15 protein-coding genes are annotated in these 23,980 nt (G+C 40.1%); 14 read left to right on the top strand and 1 reads right to left on the bottom strand.

The genetic code is table 11. The annotated features are described in order from the left end of the window. Nucleotides 1-2: 2 nt before the first annotated feature. The 12 genes from MM214_RS07245 (at nucleotide 3) to purU (ending at nucleotide 19,118) form a co-directional block, all read left to right on the top strand. Nucleotides 3-1,175, top strand: coding sequence for a glycosyltransferase family 4 protein (locus tag MM214_RS07245; protein WP_241293830.1), 1,173 nt, complete (start codon nucleotides 3-5; stop codon nucleotides 1,173-1,175). A 45-nt stretch (nucleotides 1,176-1,220) separates the two neighbouring features. Continuing rightward, nucleotides 1,221-2,357: a glycosyltransferase gene (locus MM214_RS07250; protein ID WP_241293833.1), complete on the top strand. Its 1,137-nt coding sequence runs from the start codon at nucleotides 1,221-1,223 to the stop codon at nucleotides 2,355-2,357. A gap of 137 nt (nucleotides 2,358-2,494) precedes the next feature. Next, nucleotides 2,495-2,878 carry a RidA family protein gene (locus MM214_RS07255; RefSeq protein ID WP_241293836.1) on the top strand — a complete coding sequence of 128 codons (384 nt, stop codon included), beginning with the start codon at nucleotides 2,495-2,497 and terminating at the stop codon, nucleotides 2,876-2,878. A 700-nt stretch (nucleotides 2,879-3,578) separates the two neighbouring features. Further along, nucleotides 3,579-4,226 carry an RNA polymerase sigma factor gene (locus MM214_RS07260; RefSeq protein ID WP_241293838.1) on the top strand — a complete coding sequence of 216 codons (648 nt, stop codon included), beginning with the start codon at nucleotides 3,579-3,581 and terminating at the stop codon, nucleotides 4,224-4,226. A gap of 23 nt (nucleotides 4,227-4,249) precedes the next feature. Then, a complete protein-coding gene (locus MM214_RS07265; RefSeq protein WP_241293841.1) occupies nucleotides 4,250-5,284 on the top strand; it encodes a FecR family protein in 1,035 nt (344 codons plus the stop codon). A 549-nt stretch (nucleotides 5,285-5,833) separates the two neighbouring features. Beyond that, on the top strand, nucleotides 5,834-8,941 hold the full coding sequence (locus MM214_RS07270) for a SusC/RagA family TonB-linked outer membrane protein (protein WP_241293975.1): 3,108 nt from the start codon (nucleotides 5,834-5,836) through the stop codon (nucleotides 8,939-8,941). 145 nt (nucleotides 8,942-9,086) lie between these two features. Next, nucleotides 9,087-10,943: a RagB/SusD family nutrient uptake outer membrane protein gene (locus MM214_RS07275; RefSeq protein ID WP_241293842.1), complete on the top strand. Its 1,857-nt coding sequence runs from the start codon at nucleotides 9,087-9,089 to the stop codon at nucleotides 10,941-10,943. A gap of 290 nt (nucleotides 10,944-11,233) precedes the next feature. After that, nucleotides 11,234-14,386 (top strand): VCBS repeat-containing protein, encoded by a 3,153-nt coding sequence (locus MM214_RS07280; protein WP_435374029.1) that lies wholly within the window; start codon nucleotides 11,234-11,236, stop codon nucleotides 14,384-14,386. Between the two features lie 135 nt (nucleotides 14,387-14,521). Continuing rightward, entirely contained in the window at nucleotides 14,522-15,865 is a 1,344-nt protein-coding gene (locus MM214_RS07285) for a vanadium-dependent haloperoxidase (protein WP_241293847.1), read from the top strand. 375 nt (nucleotides 15,866-16,240) lie between these two features. After that, nucleotides 16,241-17,641: a class II fumarate hydratase gene (fumC, locus tag MM214_RS07290; RefSeq protein ID WP_241293849.1), complete on the top strand. Its 1,401-nt coding sequence runs from the start codon at nucleotides 16,241-16,243 to the stop codon at nucleotides 17,639-17,641. A gap of 106 nt (nucleotides 17,642-17,747) precedes the next feature. Continuing rightward, nucleotides 17,748-18,065: a hypothetical protein gene (locus tag MM214_RS07295; protein WP_241293851.1), complete on the top strand. Its 318-nt coding sequence runs from the start codon at nucleotides 17,748-17,750 to the stop codon at nucleotides 18,063-18,065. A gap of 198 nt (nucleotides 18,066-18,263) precedes the next feature. Further along, nucleotides 18,264-19,118, top strand: a complete 855-nt coding sequence (gene purU, locus MM214_RS07300) for a formyltetrahydrofolate deformylase (protein ID WP_241293854.1) — start codon at nucleotides 18,264-18,266, stop codon at nucleotides 19,116-19,118. Between the two features lie 8 nt (nucleotides 19,119-19,126). Here the strand turns inward: purU and MM214_RS07305 are convergent, their stop codons facing one another. Then, nucleotides 19,127-20,104 carry an NADPH:quinone oxidoreductase family protein gene (locus MM214_RS07305; RefSeq protein WP_241293857.1) on the bottom strand — a complete coding sequence of 326 codons (978 nt, stop codon included), beginning with the start codon at nucleotides 20,102-20,104 and terminating at the stop codon, nucleotides 19,127-19,129. A 170-nt stretch (nucleotides 20,105-20,274) separates the two neighbouring features. Between MM214_RS07305 and MM214_RS07310 the strand changes: the two genes are divergently transcribed. Together MM214_RS07310 and MM214_RS07315 are read left to right on the top strand one after the other, a co-directional pair. Beyond that, nucleotides 20,275-21,663: a dipeptidase gene (locus MM214_RS07310; RefSeq protein ID WP_241293860.1), complete on the top strand. Its 1,389-nt coding sequence runs from the start codon at nucleotides 20,275-20,277 to the stop codon at nucleotides 21,661-21,663. A 138-nt stretch (nucleotides 21,664-21,801) separates the two neighbouring features. Next, nucleotides 21,802-23,892 carry a protein-disulfide reductase DsbD family protein gene (locus tag MM214_RS07315; RefSeq protein ID WP_241293863.1) on the top strand — a complete coding sequence of 697 codons (2,091 nt, stop codon included), beginning with the start codon at nucleotides 21,802-21,804 and terminating at the stop codon, nucleotides 23,890-23,892. The last annotated feature ends 88 nt before the right edge of the window (nucleotides 23,893-23,980 follow it).

Here is a 23,980-nt window from a genome sequence, read left to right on the forward strand (position 1 = left end):
AAATGGTCTTGAAAAGTTATCCACATAAAAGAATACTGATGCTCCATAGTTCTTCGGATCTTTATGGAGCAAGTAAGATTTTCCTGATTTCCATTCAAGCTTTGAAGAAATACGGTTTTGAGATCGATGTAGTATTATCAGAAGATGGACCATTGATTACCGAAATCGAAAAAGAAGGAGTACATGTCCATATTCAGAAACTAGGAATCCTCAGAAGAAAATACTTCAATATTTCTGGACTTATCAACAGAGCAAGTACACTCTTCGACGCTCACTCTTTTCTTGGCAAACTCATCGAATCAAGGAAAATAGATATCGTATACTCAAATACATCGGCAGTACTTGTAGGAGGCTGGATAGCCAAAAAACACAATCTACCGCATGTCACCCACCTACATGAAATCATAGAATCCCCATCATGGTTGAGGCGCTTCTTAGGTAGAGTTATCAACAAACATGCAGACTTAGTCCTTGCAGTATCCCAAGCCGTAACAGATAGCTGGGTAGAAAACATTCATCCTTCAAAAATCAAATTACTGTACAACGGTATACCCCATCAACCGTACCATCAAATTACTTCAAAAATCAATCAAGAGCTCCCTAAGGAAAGTGAAGGTAAAATTCTAATTGGGATGATAGCTAGAGTTAATCATTGGAAAGGTCAGCACTATTTCATTGACATTGCAGTGCAACTTTCAAAATCAGAAAACAACTTGCATTTTATCATCGTGGGTGATGCCTATCCCGGTACTGAGCATTTTGTGGATAACCTCTTGAGAAAGATCGCTAGGTCAGGAATTGAAGAAAAGATTTCTTATCTCGGTTATAGATCAGATATTCCCGAAATATTGAATACACTAGATATATTCATTTTACCTTCCATTCTTCCAGATCCATTACCAACTACTGTGCTAGAAGCAATGGCTGCCGCTAAGCCTGTCATCGCTACCGATATCGGTGGGGCTAGAGAGATGGTAGTAGAAGGAGATACTGGAGTATTCATTCCATATGACAATGCAGTCATCGCTGCACAAAGAATACTTCCCATCGTCCAAAACCCAAAACTCATTCGACAAATGGGATTAAAAGGGCAAATAAGGCAAAAATCAATGTTTTCGGAGGATGCATATGTGGATAACTTTGCCAAGGCTATCCTGAAAGTCTGTAAACATTGATATCGAAAATAAAATCAACAAGATAAAAGTCACCAATATTGATCCATGAAAGAAAAATCTCATACGCCAAACCTCAAAGTCGCCATCTTAGGCGCCAAAGGCTATCCTTATGTATATGGTGGCTATGACACCATGGTGAAGGAGCTTGGTGAAAGATTACAAAAACGTGGAGTAGAAGTGACCGTTTATTGTCATAGAGCACTTTTCAAGGATAAGCCTGCCTATGTCAATGGAATCAAGCTCGTATATACACCAGCCATTGAAAAAAAGAGCCTTACGCAGCTTACTCACTCTTTTGTCTCTATGGTACATGCTTGCTTTACTGATGTAGATGTCATTTTTGTGGTCAACTCTGGAAATGGCCCTTTTGGCATTATCTCTAGGATATTCAGAAAGCCTACAGCCATCAATGTAGACGGGCTAGAATGGTTGAGACCCAAATGGAAAGGATTAGGAGCAAAATATTTTCTGTGGGCATCCAAAATGGCAACTAAATTCTACGACCAAGTGATCAATGACTCCGACGAGATGCAAAGAATCTATCGGGAACTATTCCATGTCGATTCTCAAGTGATCGCCTATGGTGCCAACCCATCACTAAGTGCCGATGCTTCCAAAATCTCAAAATGGAACTTGGAAAAAGAAAGCTACTTCCTCATCGTCGGAAGGCTAGTACCAGACAACAATGCCGATATCATCATCCAGGGATTTGTCAAGTCAAATTCCAAGCGTAAGCTTGTGATCGTAGGAGACGTTCCTTTCAAAGACAGCTATGTGGATAACTTGAAATCTATCAAAGACGATAGGTTACTTTTCACTGGCTATGTCACAGATCCAGAAGAACTTAAAGCTCTATATCACAATTGCTATGCGTACCTACATGGTCACGAATACGGAGGCACCAACCCAGCCATGCTCAAGGCGCTTGGATATGGATGTGCGATCTTGGCACTGAATACTGCCTTCAATCAAGAAATGCTTCAGAATGGAAAACATGGGAAGTATTTTGAGAAAAACCCCGAAGCGGTCAAGACACTTATCCACACGGCTGAATCCGAACCAGACACCATGCAAGCACTGCGAGATACCGCTCGCGCAGGCCTCACACAAAAGTACAACTGGGATCATGTCACAGACCAATACCTACAAGTTTTCAAATCCCTAAGTAAAAAGCATGGATAACATTCTCTTGCGGATTTTTGGATTTAACTTAGAATGGTAGCATTCATTATGAAAAGCCATGAAATCGTCAGAAACCTATTGAAATTTGCACACATGCAGAAATCCGCACTATCTTTGAAAATATAAACTGTATCCAAATGGAAAAAGAAATCATCTATTCTCAAGAAGCTCCAGCTCCTATTGGCCCATATAGCCAAGCGGTCAAAGCGGGCAATACATTATATGTATCTGGTCAGATCGCTCTTGATGCTGATACTGGTGAGCTGATCAACGAAAACATCACCGAAGAAACTCACGCCGTGATGAAAAATCTCGAGGCAGTGCTTAGAAAAGCAGGGTTTGGATTCGCCGACGTTGTGAAATGCACTATTTTTATCAAAGATATGGGACAGTTTTCGACCATCAATGAGGCTTATGGTCAATATTTCAAATCTAACCCTCCTGCAAGAGAGACTGTAGAAGTCAGCAGATTACCTAAGGATGTACAAGTAGAAATTTCCTGCATTGCTGTTAAGCTTTGAGCCAAATAAGCAAAGAAAACCCTACTCAATACAACAACTTCATGTTGACAAAGTCACATTTTTTGAAAATGGGCTTGGTCAAATGGTAATCAAAGCAGATAATATGAAAATTGCACTGGCGATTTGCTTCGAAAATTTACAGGGCGGTTATTCATAATACGCATTCAACCTTGGTGCAAATGTTTATTTGGCAAGTGCAGCAAATTCAGCGAAAAGCATTGAAAAAGCATTGATGCATTATCCTTTATATGATTGTACGCTTCTTTGCCAGTAAATCAATTTATTGACACATTCGGTGGCTAATGGTGAATATCCACAAATATCAAATATCAATTAATATCGGTATTTAGGTAAATCGGATTTTCTCAATGTTACTGGCAAAGTTCCGGATATACATAATCCTTTAATAGCAAAAAAATTGCAGTGCCTGCTCTGATGCGGAACTGCGTGGGATTTTTTGATTTTTTTTAAGTCTTGGCAAAAGTCCTATTTGGACAAAAGACGGTAACTTGTTTGGGAAACTTGATGATAAAAGTGACGCCCTCTTAATTTCTGACACGGAAAAAGAAGAAGTATTTGCAAAATCTTTTGATTTTATATAGAAAAAATTTTTTCAAGGATTTTTTTTGAAATATTATGGGGTCATTTTGACAATTTACCTCCTCTTAATATTAAGTATTCTAAGAAATACCAACCCAAAATGACCAACAGCACTAAAAACCAAAATAATCAGACAGTCATATTGATTGAGCACGCTGAAGCTGTGAAGCAATATGAAAAAAAACCTGACATAGAGATTTGGGCAGCTTTTAATAGAGGTGATGAAAAAGCATTTAATTACATCTACCGCTTCCATGCCACAGCTATGTTTGAGTTTGGAATTCAGATTACCAATGATATTGGGGTAGTTCAAGACTGCATTCAGAATATTTTTATCTACCTGAGAAGAAAAAGGGGAGAATTGAAAGAAGTTCACAGCATCAAAGCCTACCTCTTTAAGTCTCTCCAGAGAGAAATCATCAGAAAGCTCAACAAAATCAAATCTAATGAATCTAAGAATATAGATTCTTTTGAAGATTCATTTCAGATTGAATTATCCCATGAGACAAAACTAATCCAGCTGGAAATAGAGACTGAAAAAACCCTACTCATAGAAGATGCTTTGAACAAACTGACGACCAGGCAGAGACAAGCAATTCTATTACTCTATAAAGAAGGAATGTCTTACAAAGAAATAGCAGAAGTGCTCGAGTTCAGTGAAGTAAAATCAGCTCGCAAGTTGATCTATAGGGCATTGGATAGCATCAAATCAATAATTGAAACCAAAATGTTTGGGAGTCACAAGTAATTATTGGCTCAATCCATAAGAAAATGAAATACAACGAATATAAAATACAGCACTTCCTAAGTGACGAATTCTTCATACAATGGGTAGTAAGCCCAGATGATGACAATAAGCATTTTTGGGAAAAATGGCTTTCTGAGCATCCTGAAAAGAGGAAAACAGTCCAAAGCGCTGCCGCTATCATCAAGGCTATTCGGTATAAGAAAAATCTTGAATTAAGCGATAAAACTTACATCGATACCTTTGAGAATATCATCAAACATGATCATTCAGAAACAGATCGCTTGCAAAAGAAAAGCTCTTCCAGCTGGTACATTTTTTTTTCGATGAGAAAAATAGCAGCTTCCATTTTCATTGGGCTCATCTGTTGGTTGGGTTACAGTGTGATTTCTAAATCTACCGAAGAACCAGCCCTCACTAGCGAAATATCCTATACCACCAAAAAGAATCCTTTTGGAAAAAAATCAATGATTACCCTCTCAGAAGGAACCGTAATCTACTTAAATGCTGGGAGCGAAATCAAATATCCTCGTGAATTTTCAGATTCCTCTAGGAACGTCACCCTAACAGGAGAGGCATTTTTTGAGGTCAAAAAAGATGGACGACCATTTATTGTAAAAACTGACAACAAAATCATCCATGTATTGGGTACCAGTTTCAATGTCAACCAAAGCTATACAGGCGATGTATCAGTGGCATTGGTTTCAGGGAAAGTAAGAATTAATGATGAGCTGGGAAATCAAGTTTTATTGGATCCCAAGGAAATGCTCGTCATGAAAGCAGATGGCGGATTTTACAAAACAGAATTTGACCCTTTGGAAATCATAGGCTGGAAAGACAAGCATCTGATATTCAATCGAAACACTTTTGAAGAGGTGAAGATGAAGATCGAAAAATGGTACGGTGTAGAAGTCAAACTAAAAGGAAAAATCAAACCTGGCTGGACTTACACTGGTGCCTATGAAAATGAGACCCTTGAAAATGTTTTGGAAGGGATCAAGCTTACCTCTGGTTTCAACTATAAAATCAACAATAAAACCATAACCATTTCAACCTACTAGACTATGAAAAGTATCGCAGAAAATTCCTCATAAAAAATGAAGGCAGGATAAGTTCTGGGGGGAACTACATGCTGCCTTCTGATTTGCCTCTTCTACACTTTACTTACATCTAAGAGGCAATAGTTCAAGATTTCAACACTTAAACCAGTCAATTTTATGAAAAAAAATATACTTAGACAACTTATTATGCTGTCAAAAAGGATGTTGTATGGTTTTTTGATACAACTGTTCATGTGTTCAGTGTTACTCGCTAATACTAGCAATGCACAGAGAAAAACCATTGATGAAGTGAGAGTGTCTCTTAACCTTAAAGATCAACCAATCAAAAAGGTGTTCAAGGTAATAGAAGACCAGACAGAATTCAGGTTTACTTTCGAAGATAACCTCCTTTCTCAAAACCAAAAGTTAACCATTGCCGAATACGATAAAACAGTATATGAGGTACTGGAAAATTTGACCCGACAAACAGAGCTGAGCTTTGTTCAGGTAAACAATAACATACATGTCAAACCCACCACCAAAAAGTCAAAAAACGATCTCGTCACCATCATGCAACAGGCTGATGTGACTGTATCAGGTGTCGTTGTGGATGATTTGGGAGATCCTTTACCAGGAGTGACTATCCTACTAGAAGGAAGTACATTGGGTACTGTGACAGACATTGATGGAAAGTTTACTATAGAAGCACCAGAAAATGGTGTCCTTGTTTTTTCTTTTATTGGATTTATTTCACAAAGGGTGCAATTAGCAGGACAGTCAACCTTGAACATTACTTTGGCTACTGATTTTCAATCCCTAAGCGAGATCATAGTTGTAGGATATGGCGAACAAAAGAAAGAAACCATCACGGGATCGGTCGCCACTGTCAAAGGCTCTGAGCTAGTCAAATCACCAGCTTTGAACCTGACAAACTCTATCGCTGGACGAATGTCTGGTGTAGTGGCAGTCAATAGGAGTGGAGAGCCTGGCTATGATGGCTCTGGAATCAGGATCAGAGGTTCAAATACCCTAGGTAACAACGATGCATTGATAGTCATAGATGGGATTCCTGCAAGGGCTGGAGGTATAGAAAGACTGAATCCCAATGATATAGAATCTATCTCTGTACTGAAAGATGCTTCTGCTGCCATCTATGGGGCAAGGGCTGCCAATGGGGTAATCTTAGTCACTACCAAAAGGGGAAAAAGTGGAAAGCCTGAACTTTCTTACCAATTCAACCAAGGTTTTGCTCAACCTACCGTCGTTCCTAGACTTGCCAACGCTGCCCAATATGGACAAATGCTCAATGACTTGAGTGTTTACGAACTGCCTGTTTCTGAGTGGCAGGCTGCTACTACAGGATTTGCGACTTCTGGCACCTATACCAGACCTAATGGACAGATCAGAAATGCTCCATTCAGTCCAGAAGCATTGGCTTTGCATAGAGCAGGCACTGATCCATGGAACTATCCAGATACAGATTGGTATGCCGCCACCCTGAAGACCTGGTCACCACAATCCAGACACAATGTCCAGCTAAACGGTGGCAGTGAGAACATCAATTATATGGCTTCCATTGGTTATCAAAATCAAGATGCATATTATAAAAACTCAGCAACTGGATACAAGCAGTACGATATGCGCCTCAACCTTGATGCAAAGATCAACGACCACATCGACATGCAAATAGGTGTAATGGGAAGAAGAGAACAAAGATTCTTCCCTACAAGACCTGCATCGGCAATTTTCCGAATGCAGATGCGCGGCAAGCCCAATGAACCAGCTTTTTGGCCTGATGGAAGACCTGGTCCTGATATAGAGAATGGAGAAAACCCAGTAGTAATCACTACCAATGCTACTGGCTATGACCGAGAAATAAGAGACTATTTCCAAACAAATGGGGCATTAAATATAAAAATACCTGGTGTAGAAGGACTGAAATTCACAGGTACTGCTGCGGTGGATAACCTGAGTCAGTTTAACAAAAGGTGGGAAACTCCTTGGATTCTGTACCAAAGAGGTAGTGGCTTCGAAGCTGATGGTACTACACCTATACTCGTTCCTACAGAAAGAGGTCCTGCAGAACCAAGATTGAGACAATCCAACTACAACCAATTGAACATCTTGCTAGGGGGTGTATTCACTTACGAGAAGCAATTTGGTGACCACGGATTCCAAACTTTAGCAGGTACCAATAAAGAAACCGTGAATGCAGACGATTTCTTTGCATATAGAAGATTCTTTATTTCTACAGCTATAGATCAGATGTTTGCAGGAGGTGATGAAGAAAAAGACAACGGAGGGGGAGCATTCGAACGCGCTAGGCTGAACTACTTCGGTAGGGTAGCTTACAACTTTAAGGAAAAGTATCTAATGGAGTTCCTTTGGAGGTATGATGCTTCATACATTTTCCCTAGAGCCACAAGGTACGGCTTTTTTCCAGGTGTTATGGCAGGCTGGGTTGTCTCTGAAGAAAGCTTTTGGAAAAATTCACTACCAGCATTTGACTTTTTCAAAATTCGAGGTTCTTGGGGTCAAATGGGAAATGACCAGATTTATTATGAAAATTCACTTCAAGAATATCAATTCTTATCTACTTACGGATTCAGAAGTCATATTTTGGAAGGTCAAGAAACAAAAACCTTGTTTGAAACCAGAGTACCTAACAATATGATTACCTGGGAAGTAGCCAACAACAGCAATATTGGTATTGAAGGTCAATTGCTACAAGGTCGTATATTCTTCGAATTTGATGTATTTTATAACAAAAGAACAAACATCCTATGGAGAAGAAACGCATCGATTCCACAAAGCACAGGACTGTCCTCATTGTTACCAGCAGAAAACATCGGCGAAATCGAAAACAAGGGCTTTGATATCAACTTAGGGTATCGTGGTTCTAGGGGAGAATTGAAGTACAGTATAAGTGTCAATGGCGGATATGCCAAAAACAAAATCCTATTCTGGGACGAACCTCCAGGAGCTGAAGAATGGCAGAGAAGTACTGGTAGGCCTATGAATGCGCCAGGGCCTATATATATTTATGATGGTGTATTCAGAGATCAGGAAGATATTGCACGCAATACACTAGACTATTCTGCAATTACCAATGAACTACGCCCAGGAGACATGAAGTTCAAAGATGTAAATGGAGATGGTATCATTTCACCTTTGGACAGGATAAGGTTAGACAAAAATGACATCCCAAGATTCCAAGGAGGTATGATACTCAATGGAAGTTACAAGAATTTTGATTTATCTGTACTTTTCCAAGGTGCCACTGGTGCGATCACCCTTGTGAGTGCTGGAGAATCTGGTAATATCGGAAACTACCTTTTGGATTTCTATGAAAACAGATGGACTGTAGAAAATCCAAGCAGCGTACACCCAAGAATAGCCAATCGAGGAGACCAATATTATTCTGATGGGGATAACAACAATACCTATTGGTATAGAGAAACTGACTACATCAGACTGAAAAACCTTGAGATTGGCTATACACTACCTATACAGCTTGGTTCAAAGATAGGAGTAAACAACCTCCGGTTTTACTTAAATGGACTCAATCTGATAACATGGGACAAGCTGAAGGTATTTGATCCTGAATCTAATAATTCCACAGGACAATATTATCCACAAGCTAGAGTCATCAATGGTGGGTTTTCAGTCACATTCTAAAATTTGAGCTTTGTTATGAAATCGAGCTTGTCTGATACAAGTAGGCATGTCTGAAGCAGACGTTTATGATTAGAGCGTCACATAGGGAGATGATTATACCTATACGAAGATTCCATGTGACCATTAAATAACAAAATATAAACACATGAAAAAATATAATAGAATATACCTACTCACTTTCTTACTAACAGGATGGTTGGTAAGCTGTAATGATGATTTTCTTGACACCTCTCCTCTTGGGGAAGTAGCAGAATCTGCAGTTTGGAGCGATGCCGGTTTGGCAGAAGCTTTTGTGACGGATATTTATGGTGGATTAGTTTGGGGTGGATTCAATGAACAAGCTCTTGCGTCCTTGACTGATGAAGCCATATTTACCCATCCTGGAAGAGGTATCACTGTGGTGACAGAAGCCCGATCCAATCCCGAAAACCCCGGATGGATCGATGACTCTAGAGCATGGTCAAACATGTACGCAAGACTGCGCTCCACCAATATTGCCATCGAAAAATTATCTGATCCGCAATTTGAAAATACTGGAGGTATTGTAGACCGGCTGTTGGGTGAGGCAACATTTATGCGAGCATATTTCTCTCATCAATTGCTGAGAAATTATGCTGCATTTCCCATTGCCGACAGAACTTATAAGCTAGGTGAAGAAACTTATGAGATTCCTAGAAATACTTTCGAAGAATGCGTCAATTTCATCATTGCAGATCTTGATAAAGCTGCTCAACTCCTTGATGGACATAACCTGATAAGGGGAAGAGCAAACAGAGTCGCCGCCCTGGCACTCAAAGCAAGAGTCTTGCTATATGCAGCAAGTGACCTCCACGACATCCCTACCGCATCTGCCAATTCCCCTATTATTTCCAGTTACTCCAACAAAGAATTATTAGGCTACATTAGTGGAAATAGAATAGAAAGATGGCAACGTGCAAAGGACGCAGCAAAAGCAGCCATGGATCTTATGCCAGGAAACCAGCTACAATTGACCACCCCTCTCAGCGCAGAACAAGCCGCTACTGTATACAACAACAACTCCTTATCAAGAAATGGTGGAGAAAATGAAATGATCTTTGGCAGGTATTATCTCAACTCCAAACCAGAGTGGGGAGGAAGACAAGGTCTTTTCAATGGCCCAAATGGCTACAACAACTGGGCTGGTAATACGCCAGTACAATTGATGATCGATGATTATGAAATGATGGATGGCAGTGATTTCGATTGGAGCAATCCTGAACATGCCAGTGCTCCATATGACAACAGAGACCCAAGGTTCTATGCCACATTCCTCTATGATGGTGCACAGTGGAAGCCAAGATCACCTGCCAATCAGTCCCGAGATCCCCTCGGGCAAATCCAGACTGGTAGCTATGAAGTGACCAACGCTTCAGGTGCCAAAGTTACCCACTGGGGTCTAGATACCAGAAGTAGCCCTATAGAAGATTGGAACGGAAGTTATACTGGCTATTATGTCAGAAAATTCATAGAACCAGACCCTGCACATGTTGATCAAAATACCTGGCAAGAAATCCCCTGGCCGGCGATTCGGGTAACGGAAGTCGTCATGAATTATATCGAAGCATGTATTGAACTTGGTCAAGAGGATGAAGCAAGAGCATGGTTGAACAAGATCAGGTTTAGGGCAGGTATGCCTGCTACTACTGCTTCTGGACAAGAACTGAGAGAGAAATACATCAATGAAAGACGAGTGGAGCTCGCCTTTGAAGAGCAACGATATTACGATACCAGAAGATGGATGATTGCTCCACAGACTTTGGGACGTCAAGCCAATGGAATACAAATCCGTGGAACGCTAAAGCCAGGCCAATCCAATACGCTATACAGGTACGACCCAGAAATCTATGACTATAATTATCAGGTGTTTGATATTGATCCTGGCAAAGAAAATAGATTATGGCTGGACAAAATGTACTGGATGCCTATACATTTTGATGAAATGAACAGAAATTCAGAATTGATTCAAAATCCAGGATACTAATAACCTATTAACCCTCAAGTAAGCAACTTAAACAAGAAACATAGGTTTTTTGGTTAAGTTGCTTTTTTATTTGTGATGTTTTGATAAATTGCCTTATGCCAAAATTCCACCCTTTTATTTTACAAATCTGTGCTTTGCTTTTATTAAACGCATGTTCTGAATCTATTGACACTGCTGAAAACAATAATTCCGATGATCCTGCACAACCTTTGTTTGAATTGCTAAGTACTGAGTACACGGGCATAGATTTCAACAATGAACTGACCGAAGGGCTGAATACAAACGTACTGATGTACGAATATTTTTACAATGGTGGTGGTGTAGCTGTAGGAGATCTCAACGGCGACGGTCTCGATGATATATATTTCACAGGAAATATGGTTCCCAACAGGCTTTACCTCAACAAAGGAAAACTTAAGTTTGAAGACATTACTACATCCTCAGGGGTAGCGGGCAGGCCAGGCCCTTGGACCACGGGAGTCACTATGGTCGACATCAATGGAGACGGACTTTTGGATATTTATGTATGCTACTCTGGTAGTGTCGCAGCAGAAAAAAGAAAAAACCAACTGTTTATCCATCAGGGATTAAATGATTCAGGCATTCCAATATTCAAAGACGAAGCGGAAAATTATGGTTTGGCCATTGACTCTTATTCCACTCAGGCTGTGTTTTTCGATTATGATAAAGATGGAGATTTGGACATGTTTTTATTAAACCACAATCCCAAATCACTACCCGTCCTGGATGAAGCGAGTACAGCGGAATTATTAAAACATCAAGATCCGGCAGGTTCTCAATTGTTCAGAAATGATAATGGGAAATTTAAAGAAGTTACCCAAAAAGCAGGAATCCAAAACTCTGCACTTTCCTATGGTTTAGGAGTAGGTATTGCGGACCTCAATGGAGACGGATGGCCTGATATATATGTCAGCAATGATTACATGGCACCTGACTACTTATACATTAATAATCGAGATGGAACTTTCAAAGACATGATCAAGGAATCTTTGGGACACATCAGTCAGTTTTCTATGGGAAATGAATTGGTAGATATCAATAATGATGGGCTTGTGGACATTTTTACCATAGATATGCTTCCGGAAGGTAATAAAAGGCAAAAACTCCTGATGGCTCCTGATAATTATGAAAAATTTGACTTCATGGTCGGTGCTGGTTTTCACCACCAATACATGAGAAACATGCTGCATCTCAACCACGGAAATGGGTACTTCAGTGAAATTGGACAGCTAGCAGGTATATCCAATACGGATTGGAGCTGGGCGGCATTGTTTGCCGATTTTGATAACGATGGTTGGAAAGACCTCTTCATCACCAATGGATATTTGAAGGACTATACAAATTTAGATTTCCTCAAATACATGGGGGATTATGTACAAACACATGAGGGAAACCTCAAAAGGCAAAATGTATTGGAGCTCGTCAATAAAATCCCTGCCTCTGATATTGTCAATTATATTTTCAAAAACCAATCTGGGATATCTTTCGAAAATACAACCAAAAATTGGGGGATAAATCATGTCTCTAATAGCAATGGGGCTGCTTATGCTGATTTAGACAATGATGGAGATCTTGAACTCATAGTCAATAATGTCAATCTTCCAGCCTCGATATTCAAAAATACATCCGAGATTCACCCAGATAACAGATACTTAAAAGTTGTTTTAGAGGGTGAAGGCAAAAACAGGTTTGGACTAGGCTCCAAGGTGAGTGTCTATCATGACGGTAAATTTCAGGTCATCGAACAGATGCCTACCAGAGGTTACCAATCAAGTGTATCTCCTGTCATTCACTTTGGACTTGGAGATTCAGAAAAAGTAGATTCATTGGTCATCGAGTGGCTCAATGGCAATGCCCAAACACTAAAGGCTATAGATTCTAACCAAAAGCTGACCATCTACGAAAAAGAAGATAAAAAGCCTACTTTATCGAAAAAAAACAACCCCAAAAAACTCTTCAACTTGATCAATTCACCATTCCCTAACCAACAAGTAAGGGTGTCCAATGATTTTAAGAGACAGGCATTGCTAGTCAATCCACTCTCAGCATCAAAAACTGCCATGGGAATGGCTGATATCAATGGTGACGGGCTTGATGATGTGTTTATTGGTGGATTGGCTGGATATTCCGCCAAGATATATCTACAAAAAAAATCAGGAGGATACACGCTACATCCTCAAACAGACATATTTGATCAGCAAAAAAACGCTGAGGATACTGATGTATTGTTTTTCGATGCCAATGGCAATGGACACCTGGATATGTATGTTGCACGAGGCGGCTACGGGAATTTTTCCCCAGAAGATCCCGATCTTCAAGACATGCTTTACCTCAATGATGGACTCGGCCATCTATCACCATCTCCAACTCACCTACCAGAAATGCTGACTAGCACAAGTTGCGTTAGGGTTTCTGATATCAATGGTGACGGTCATCCCGATTTGTTTGTCGGTGGTCGGGTCATCCCAGGAAAATACCCTGAATTACCCAGGAGCTATATCCTGATTAATGATGGTAGTGGAAATTTCCAAGATCAGACTGAGCAATACAATGCAGCACTTAAGCAAATCGGCTTGGTAACAGATGCTGCTTGGACAGACTTGGATGGAGATGGTAAAGAGGATTTGGTGCTGGTGGGAGAATGGATGCCTATCACTGTGTTTTTGAACAAAGGAAACAAACTTGTATTTGCTACAGAAGACTACTTTGACCAAGAGTATAAAGGTTGGTGGAACACATTGACCATTCAGGATATAGATGAAAATGGAAACCAAGAGATTATCGTGGGAAATTATGGGTCAAACAGTCAAGTAAAAGCTAACCCAAGTGAGCCAGTTGAGCTATTTTACAAAGATTTTGACCAAAATGGATCAGTCGATCCCATACTTACATTTTATATACAGGGAGAATCATACCCCTTCTTGACAAGAGATGAATTATTGGAACAGTTTACGAACAAAAGAGCTAAATTCCCCAGTTATGAAAGTTTTTCCTCTGCCAAGATTGAAGATATATTTGATGCAGAAGAAATGAAAGGAGCTGGGCATCTGATTGCAAATTACCTAAAAACTGCTGTGTTCAAATTGGGCACTGATGGCAAATTTAGACCTCAAGAAATCCCAATAGAGGCTCAGTTTGCACCAGTGCATGCTATTCATCATTTTCAAAACCCTGATACTGGAATAAAATATCTATTGATGGCTGGAAATACAGAAACTGGTAGATTGAGAATCGGAAAAATAGATGCTAATCATGGGTTATTGTTTCAAATAGATCAAAATGGGGATTTGAAATACATTCCCCAAAACATATCAGGGCTACAATTGATAGGAGATACGAGAAATATCGTCAAAAAGAATGAAAATACATTCTTGTTCAATATAATTGGAAGAGGAATTGTCCACTATGAATTTAAAGATTGAGTCATAGATTTCCAAAGTTGGGATGCAAAAGAATAGAAGTTGGAATTGGCCTGCCAAGACATTAATGATCTCAACAAAAAAATATTTGAAGCTACGAGCTACTATCAAAAGGACCAGAAATAACCAAAACGAAGTATGCTTTATAAATTACTAAAAACAGCATTCAACATTTACCTCGCAGTATTGATACTGCTTGCCCAGTTATCTTGCCAATCTTCTTCTAATGAGCCCGTAAGTATTTCTCCTTATGAAATCTCTCAGGTCATAGGCCAAGTAACTGAAGTCATGGTACATGATGTCACCAACCCTCCATTGGCGGCGAGGTTTTTTGCCTATATCAGTCTTTCTGGATTGGTGGCATTGAATGATTCTACTACAAATATTCTTCTATCCAAAATCAATGATTACCCTGTAATATCTGTGGAAAACACCAACTATCCCCATATTCATCCACAGATAAGTGCTGTTTTGGCAATGCTGCATACTGCATCTTCTATTCAACCATCTGGATTCCAACATGCAGAACATATAGAAAATTTCAAAGCCAAACACATCGATTTGGGCTTTTCTCCACAGACAATCCTTGATTCGGAAAATTATGCCATATCGATTAGCAAAGAGATTTTGACATTTGCACTTTCTGATAAATATAACCAAACCAGCAACCTACCACGCTATAGCCCTATAAAAACAGAGGGAAGCTGGTACCCAACACCTCCAGGATATTTCCCTCCCGTAGAACCCTATTTTCACACTATTCGACCATTCTTTCTAGATTCAGCAAGCCAATTCGCCCCAACACCCCCTATTGCATTTTCAGATCAAAGAGATTCTGAATTCTTCAAGTTGGCAGAAGAAGTCTACTCTCAGGATCTTACAGAAGAAAAAAAGATAATCGCATCATTTTGGGACTGTAATCCCTTTGCTTTGGAAGATAGAGGGCACCTGATGATAGGTTTAAAAAAAATCTCACCTGGAGCCCATTGGATGGGAATTGCCAATATTGCCTGCAAAGATGCCGAATTAGAGTTCACTAAAGTGATGGAAATCAACACCATCTTAGCAATGACGCTACAAGATGCATTTATGGCCTGCTGGGATGAAAAATACAGAAGCAATAGAATAAGGCCTGAGACAGCCATCCGTAAACACATTGATCCAAAATATGTTCCATTGCTACAGACCCCTCCTTTTCCTGAGTATCTCAGTGGGCACTCTGTAGCTTCTACCGCCTCTGCTGTTATCCTGACAAACTATTTTGGAGATGGTTTTGCCTTTACAGATACCGTGGAAATGAAATATGGACTTCCAGCTAGGAGCTTCAGTTCCTTTACTCAAGCGGCCGAAGAAGCTGCTATTTCAAGGTTTTATGGTGGAATTCACTATATGGATGGCATAGTAGAAGGGCAAAAACAAGGGAATCTAGTTGGCAAAAAAATCTTGGAAAAAGTTTTTTACACGGAATCTTCTTCCATGTGACCCTAATTTCAAAAGCAGCTATAGTTTTATAGTGCCTGAGGGCGTTAATCAAGAGTATTCAATAGTATGGAACAAATAGCACTTTTAAAAGTTTTTGAATAGGTAGGGAAGCGCACTTGCCTAGAACTTCTCTCTTCTGGGTAGCTGCAATAGGAAAGTATAGATATCATTTAAACTTATCTCTTGAGGAAATCCAAACAAACGCTATGGATTATCCCAACGAGATAGTAATTTAGCAACTCCATGTTTTCCACATCCCTTGAAGAGAAAGGACTAAAGGATCTACTGATCAAGACAGAAAGCATAGAACTTTTAATGTACCGTCTATTGTTGAACCAGAATAATTGAAAACAAACTAAAAACTTTATAAATATCATGAGTATCAGGATAGAAAAAGACACCATGGGTGCTGTAGAGGTCCCTGCTGACAAGTACTGGGGAGCACAAACACAGAGATCTATCAATAATTTCAAAATCGGAGGTGAGCGAAACCGTATGCCGATCGAAATCATTCGTGCTTTTGCCATATTGAAAAAATCAGCAGCTCTTACCAATGCTGAACTTGGTGTATTGGCTCAGGACAAAGCCGAAATCATCGCCAAGGTATGTGATGAAATCTTAGAGGGAAAACTGGATGATCAGTTCCCATTGGTAATTTGGCAAACAGGCTCTGGTACTCAGTCCAACATGAATTCCAATGAAGTGATCGCTTACAGGGCTCATGTGCTTTTGGGAGGCTCACTAGAAGACGAAAAGAAAAAAATCCATCCCAATGATGATGTGAACAAGTCTCAATCATCAAATGATACTTTTCCTACAGCCATGCATATCGCAGGCTATAAGATGGTCGTAGAGACCACTATTCCAGGTATCGAAAAGCTAAGAGATACCTTGCAAGCCAAATCGGAAGAATTCATGAATGTAGTCAAAATCGGTAGAACACACTTCATGGATGCCACTCCACTTACACTTGGTCAGGAGTTCTCTGGATATGTAGCACAGCTAAACCATGGCTTGAGAGCATTGAAAAATACCCTACCACACTTATCTGAGCTTGCTCTCGGAGGTACCGCAGTAGGTACCGGACTCAATACTCCCAAGGGATATGCAGAGCTGGTAGCCAAAAAAATAGCCGAATTCTCTGGTCAACCGCTTGTCACTGCTCCAAACAAGTTTGAAGCACTAGCAGCTCATGATGCAATCGTAGAAGCTCATGGTGCATTGAAGCAAATCGCAGTAAGTCTCATGAAAATCGCCAATGATATCAGAATGCTTTCCTCTGGTCCAAGATCTGGAATAGGCGAAATCCTAATACCTGAGAATGAGCCTGGATCATCTATCATGCCTGGGAAAGTAAACCCAACTCAAGTGGAAGCCATGACCATGGTAGCCGCCCAAGTAATGGGCAATGATGTCGCTATCTCTGTCGGTGGATCCAATGGGCATTTTGAACTCAATGTATTCAAGCCAATGATGATTGCTAATTTCCTACAGTCTGCTAGACTTATTGGAGATGCCGCCATATCATTCAATGACAACTGTGCAGTAGGAATCGAGCCAAACACTCCTTTTATCAAGCAACACTTAGAGAACTCATTGATGCTCGTAACGGCTCTGAACCCACACATTGGCTATGAAAACGCCGCAGCTATCGCTAAAAAAGCCCATAAAGAAGGAACTAGCTTGAGAGAAGCTGCCATCGCACTTGGACTCTTGACCAACGAGCAGTTTGACGAATGGGTAAAACCTGAAGATATGATTGGAAGTTTGAAATGATAGTCTAAATTTTGTATTTATAAAATAGCCATGTCATTTCCCTCTGTACTTGCTTAGCGTATATGCATGGCTATTTTATATAAACTTTAAAACAAATTATTTACATATGAACAGAATACTAAAAATTGCATTCGTGACGCTACTTTTCTTGGGTTTGAACACCAGCGTCTCTTTAGCCAAAGAAAAATCTGCCCTCAAAACAGAAGAAATATCCGCTGAAGACAAAATCAGATTAGAGGAGATCGAATCTAGGGTAAATGAAATTAAAGCAATGGATTTTACAGGGTTGACTAAAGAAGAAAGAAAAGAAGTACGATCAGAATTGAGAGAATTGAAAAAAGAAGCTCAAAACAGAGGTAATGGTCTCTACATCTCCACAGGAGCTTTGATTGTGATTTTGATCCTATTGATCATCTTGCTTTAATTATTGAAAAATAGTTTGTGGCTGACCATTGAAACGACTGTCAAATCATTTGTTTTCAATGGACAGCTTATCACATTCAAAACACCTCTTTAAGTACCATCTAATATTTTGTAAAATCAGTTTAGCTCAGAAATTTCAATCCCATTTTCGGGATTTATGTTATTTTGCATTACTTTTCGAGTTCCAAACCTATCTATTATGAATCGCGCCACGCTAATCATTCAATGCTCCGACCAGAAAGGTATCGTAGCAGCAGTATCTGAATTTCTATTTGCAAACAAAGGAAACATCTTAGAAATAGATCAACATGTAGACCAAGAGCTCGGCATGTTTTTCATGCGTGCATCTTGGGAGCTAGATACTTTTGCTTTGAAAAAAGAACTAATCTACGATACTTTTGAAAAAGAAATAGCCACAAAATTTGCTATGGACTTTCAGCTCTACTTCAATGACAGAAAACCCAAAATGGCACTCTTTGTTTCCAAGCTTTCCCATTGTCTCTTTGATATTCTAAGCAGGTACCATGCAGGACAGTTTGATGTGGAGATTCCTTTGGTAATCTCAAATCACAATGATCTTCAGGCTATTGTACAAGCTTTTGACATTCCTTTTGTACACTTACCTGTGGATAAGTCAAACAAAAAGGATGTTGAAGAAAAACAATTACAACTCCTGAAAAGGCATGAGGTAGACTTTGTGGTCTTGGCCAGATACATGCAAATCCTGAGCGAAGACTTCATAAAAGCCTATCCAAACAAAATTATCAACATTCACCACTCCTTTTTGCCAGCATTTGTAGGCGCTAAGCCTTACCATGCGGCCTATGCTAGGGGTGTAAAAATCATCGGTGCTACAGCGCATTATGTCACTGAAGAGTTGGATGCTGGTCCTATCATCGAGCAGGACGTGGCTAGAGTTCGTCACCACAACACCATTTCGGACTTGGTCCAAATGGGTCAAGACATCGAAAAAGTTGTACTTTCCAAAGCCATTAAGTATCACCTAGAACACAAGGTTTTAGCTTTTGGAAACAAAACAGTTATATTCTATTGAGTCTAACTTCAAGAAATTGTAACTACTGCCTTTCCTATTATCTTTCTATCCATCATGTCTTGCAAGGCTTTAGAAGCTTCGTTTAGCTTATAGGTTTTGAAGACATGATGTTTTATTTTACCTTCTACTAGTAACTTGGTGAGGGCTTTGATATTTTGTCGATGAGCTTCAGGTTCTTCCTTGGAGAACCTACCCCAAAACACCCCAAGAACTGCACAGCCTTTGAGCAATGGTAAGTTGAAGGGAATTTTTGGAATCTCTCCAGAGGTAAATCCTGCAATAAGATACCGACCCTTCCATGCCATTCCCCTCATGGCTGGGTCAGCATATTTTCCTCCCACCACGTCCAATACCACATCCACACCTTTTCCATTCGTTGCTTCTTTTATCCTTTCTTTGAAATCATCCTTGTTGTAATCCATCAATACCTCAGCACCATAGGTTTTGCATATTTCGAGTTTTTCCAGAGAGCTCCCTGCTGCCATCACATGCGCCCCCATCAACTTGCCCAATACCACTGCCGCCAATCCAACACCACCCGAAGCACCCATAACCAGCATTGTCTCACCACTTTTTAACATTGCTCTATCTTTCAACGCATGATATGCTGTAGCAAAAGTGTACAAAGAAGCTGCTGCTGACACAGCATCGATCTCTTGTGGTACTTCGAAAACCCTTTCGGCAGTTACCTTCACTTTTTCTGCAAATCCTCCCCATCCACACAGCGCCAATACATGTTGTCCTACGTAAAGATGAGTAACTTCTGAACCCACCTTTTCCACAATCCCGCAAACTTCTCCACCTGGAGAAAATGGCAAATCTGGCTTGACTTGATACTTGTCTTGAATCATCAAGATATCTGGATAGTTCACAGCACATGCCTCCACACGTATCAATACTTCGTGAGCATCTATCTGAGGTTCTGGAATATCATCATAGATTAGGGTATTCGGTAATCCATGGGCTTGACAAATGATCGCTTTCATGATAAAAGTTTTGACTAAAATAGGCAAATCCTGATATATCACGTAATTTTGAGGTCAATTAGTCAATCATTGAATCATAGATCCATGAAGAGATTTATGTTTTTTGACACCAAATATCTTGAGACCATATGTCTTAGGATATTTTGAAATAAACTAAAACAAACCCAAGTATGTCAGTAAAAAAGTACATCCAAGACAATCAAGAGAAGTTTTTAAATGAACTCATAGACTTATTGAAAATACCTTCTGTAAGTGCAGATCCCAAGTTCAAAGACGATGTCTTTGCAGCGGCGGAGTTTGTGAGATCTAGTTTGGAAAAAGCTGGTGCAGACAATGTGGAGCTTTGCCAAACAGCAGGTTATCCCATCGTATATGGAGAAAAAATAATCAATCCCGAGCTACCTACTGTCTTGGTCTATGGTCACTACGATGTACAGCCAGCTGATCCCTATGAGCTATGGGATTCTCCTCCTTTCGAGCCAGTGATCAAAAAAACTGAGAGACATCCTGAAGGAGCTATTTTTGCCAGAGGATCTGCCGACGACAAAGGACAATTCTACATGCACGTGAAAGCATTCGAAGCCATGATGTCAAATGATGAGCTTCCTTGCAACATCAAGTTTATGATAGAAGGTGAAGAAGAGGTAGGCTCTGAGCATTTGGATATTTTTGTCAAAGAAAATAAAGAAAAACTCAAAGCAGATGTAGTATTGGTGTCAGACACCCACATGATTTCTTTGGAAAATCCTTCTGTAACCGTAGGTCTAAGAGGGTTGGCTTATATGCAAGTGGAAGTCACAGGCCCAAATAGGGACCTCCACTCTGGCACATACGGCGGAGCAGTAGCTAATCCGATCAATATCTTGTGCAAAATGATCGCTTCTCTACAAGATGAAAACAATCATATCACCATCCCGGGTTTCTATGATAAAGTAGAGACCTACGCTGATGATTACAGAAAAGCACTAAATGACGCCCCATTTGACCTAGAAGCTTACAAAAAAGAACTAGATATCAATGATGTGCATGGTGAAGCGGGATATTCTACTATCGAAAGGGTAGGTATCAGACCTACACTCGATGTCAATGGTATCTGGGGCGGATACACTGGAGAAGGTGCCAAAACAGTACTTCCTTCCAAAGCCTATGCAAAAATCTCCATGAGACTTGTCCCTAATCAAGATCATAAAGAAATCTCGAGACTATTTGAAGAACATTTCAAAGCCATAGCACCAGCTTCAGTCAAAGTAAAAGTAACTCCTCATCACGGCGGCCAAGCTGCCGTAGTATCTACGGAGACCCCTGGATACAGGGCAGCTGATTTGGCCATTAAAGAGGCATTTGGTAAAAAAGCCATACCCACAAGAGAAGGTGGATCCATACCTATCTGTTCACTGTTCCAAAAAGAACTTGGGCTAGACCCAATTCTTCTTGGGTTTGGACTGGATACTGATGCACTGCATTCACCAAACGAGCATTATGGTGTAAAAAACTATTACATGGGAATAGAAACCATCGCTTTGTTTTTCAAATATTTCAAAGAAGAAGCAAGTAAATAAATAAACCTCAAAATCCTCCATGCTACAATTTGAAAATCATGGAGGGTTTTTTGAATTTTACCGCCTATATCATTAAACACTGAACTTTCTTATCAATTTTCTTATTTTTAGAATCAGTTTAGCATTTCATCTACAATCATGTCAAAAAGCTTTAAATCATCTCTGATCTTATCATTTCTTCTGATATTAAGCACTTTATCTTTTGCGCAAATGGTATCTCCACCTAGCTGGTCGATACAGTTGAATGAAAAAGAACTCAAAGTAGGAGATGAAGTAAAAATCGTATTCAAAGCCCAGATTCCAAGAGATTGGTACATTTATTCCAATGATTTTGATCCTGATTTGGGTCCTATGCTCACCGAGCTAGAGATCGATGAGAAAAAGTCAAAGGGCTTTACTTTGGTCAATAAACTCAAAGCAATCAATCCTAAGAAAAAGTATGATGAAATCTGGGAAGGTGATGTCACCTACTTTGAAGTCAATGGTGCTTTCGAACAAATCATCAAAATCACAGGCGAAGAAATCATAATAATTGGAGCTCTTAGCTATCAGATGTGTACAGATGTCACAGGTCAGTGTGTACCTTTTGATGAAGATTTCACCATACGCTCCAAAGCTACTGCTAGCTCAATCGCTTCTAATTCTGAATCAGAGGAAGCTGTTTCGATTGTTTCCGATAGCCTTACTTCTGAAGATGAGAATCACGTAGACACCACCTCCACAGCTGGCAATGAAGTGAAGGAAGATAAAGTTGAGGAAAGAAGCTTTATAGACCTAGCAGCCGATGAAGACCAAGAAAGTTTGATTGGCTTTATGATTTTGGCGTTTCTTGCTGGTCTAGCGGCATTACTGACACCTTGTGTATTTCCAATGATCCCCATGACAGTGACTTTCTTTACAGGAAGATCTAAATCAAGAGCTGCAGGAATCAAAAACGCCTTTTTGTATGGACTATCTATCATTGCGATTTATACCATTGCTGGGACTGCAGTAGCAGCGATACAAGGACCTGAGTTTGCCAATTGGCTTTCGACACACTGGGTGCCGAATATTTTCTTTTTTTTAGTATTCATCTTCTTTGCCTTCGCATTCTTGGGGATGTTCGAGCTTACACTACCAAGTAGCTTGGTCAATAAAGTAGACGCCAAAGCAGACAAAGGGGGACTTTCGGGTATCTTTTTTATGGCATTTACACTTGTGCTTGTTTCGTTTTCCTGTACGGGGCCTATCGTTGGTTCGATTTTGATAAGCTCTGCTGGAGGAGCTTTGCTCAAGCCTATTTTGGGGATGTTTGCATTTTCTTTGGCATTTGCCATTCCATTTACGCTATTTGCCATCTTCCCAGAATGGCTGAACTCCCTACCAAAATCAGGGGGCTGGTTGAATTCTGTCAAAGTGGTATTGGGATTCTTAGAGCTAGCACTTGCTTTCAAGTTCCTTTCGGTCGCAGATCAAGTATATCATTGGGGACTTTTGGACAGAGACATCTACCTAGCCATCTGGATCGTGATATTTGCACTTCTTGGATTCTATCTTTTAGGAAAAATTAGACTACCACATGACTCACCTATGGATCACATCGGTGTACCTAGGCTGATGCTCGCCATAAGTACATTTGTATTTGTGGTGTACCTTATCCCAGGATTATGGGGTGCTCCGCTGAAAGGACTGAGCGGATACCTTCCACCTATGGCAACTCACGACTTCAACATCACTGAGACCAAAGGACTAACGGTATCTGAAGCTGGCACCTTGGACGAGGTACCTAAATATGCAGAACTTCTGCACCTTCCTCATGGAATACAAGGTTACTTTGACTATGAGCAAGCCTTAGCAGCTGCAAGACGAGCGGATAAGCCGCTTTTTATAGATTTTACTGGTCACGGCTGTGTGAACTGTAGAGAAATGGAAGCCCGTGTATGGTCTGACCCACAGGTTTTGAAAAGATTAAATGAAGATTTCGTAGTGGTAGCGCTATATATAGACGAACGTTTTGAGCTACCTGAGTCTGAATGGTACACTTCTGAATATGACGGTAAGGAAAAAAAGACCATCGGCAAACAAAATGCTGATTTCCAAATCACCCGCTTCAACAACAACGCCCAGCCATACTATGTGATCCTGGATCATAATGAGGAGCTTCTAGTAAGACCAAAAGCATACGATACCAACATCCAAAACTTCGTCAACTTCCTTGATGAAGCAAAGGCTGAATATGGTAGGCGGTAATTTGAATGGAATAGTAGTGTAATGATTATTGAAGATTGTTGACTTAAAAAGAAGTGAGTTCTTCTTGATAAAGCCTTAGATGTTTATA

The sequence above is a fragment of the Belliella kenyensis genome (assembly GCF_022549675.1).
GTDB classification, from domain to species: Bacteria; Bacteroidota; Bacteroidia; order Cytophagales; family Cyclobacteriaceae; genus Belliella; species Belliella kenyensis.

Bases quoted from the DNA above. Each gene is read 5' to 3' on its own strand.
- MM214_RS07275 (WP_241293842.1), top strand. From the start codon at position 9,087: ATGAAAAAATATAATAGAATATACCTACTCACTTTCTTACTAACAGGA.
- MM214_RS07245 (WP_241293830.1), top strand. From the start codon at position 3: ATGGTCTTGAAAAGTTATCCACATAAAAGAATACTGATGCTCCATAGT.
- MM214_RS07260 (WP_241293838.1), top strand. From the start codon at position 3,579: ATGACCAACAGCACTAAAAACCAAAATAATCAGACAGTCATATTGATT.
- MM214_RS07310 (WP_241293860.1), top strand. From the start codon at position 20,275: ATGTCAGTAAAAAAGTACATCCAAGACAATCAAGAGAAGTTTTTAAAT.
- MM214_RS07295 (WP_241293851.1), top strand. From the start codon at position 17,748: ATGAACAGAATACTAAAAATTGCATTCGTGACGCTACTTTTCTTGGGT.
- MM214_RS07270 (WP_241293975.1), top strand. From the start codon at position 5,834: ATGCAACAGGCTGATGTGACTGTATCAGGTGTCGTTGTGGATGATTTG.
- MM214_RS07285 (WP_241293847.1), top strand. From the start codon at position 14,522: ATGCTTTATAAATTACTAAAAACAGCATTCAACATTTACCTCGCAGTA.
- MM214_RS07255 (WP_241293836.1), top strand. From the start codon at position 2,495: ATGGAAAAAGAAATCATCTATTCTCAAGAAGCTCCAGCTCCTATTGGC.
- MM214_RS07305 (WP_241293857.1), bottom strand. From the start codon at position 20,104: ATGAAAGCGATCATTTGTCAAGCCCATGGATTACCGAATACCCTAATC.
- fumC (WP_241293849.1), top strand. From the start codon at position 16,241: ATGAGTATCAGGATAGAAAAAGACACCATGGGTGCTGTAGAGGTCCCT.
- purU (WP_241293854.1), top strand. From the start codon at position 18,264: ATGAATCGCGCCACGCTAATCATTCAATGCTCCGACCAGAAAGGTATC.
- MM214_RS07315 (WP_241293863.1), top strand. From the start codon at position 21,802: ATGTCAAAAAGCTTTAAATCATCTCTGATCTTATCATTTCTTCTGATA.
- MM214_RS07280 (WP_435374029.1), top strand. From the start codon at position 11,234: ATGTACGAATATTTTTACAATGGTGGTGGTGTAGCTGTAGGAGATCTC.
- MM214_RS07250 (WP_241293833.1), top strand. From the start codon at position 1,221: ATGAAAGAAAAATCTCATACGCCAAACCTCAAAGTCGCCATCTTAGGC.
- MM214_RS07265 (WP_241293841.1), top strand. From the start codon at position 4,250: ATGAAATACAACGAATATAAAATACAGCACTTCCTAAGTGACGAATTC.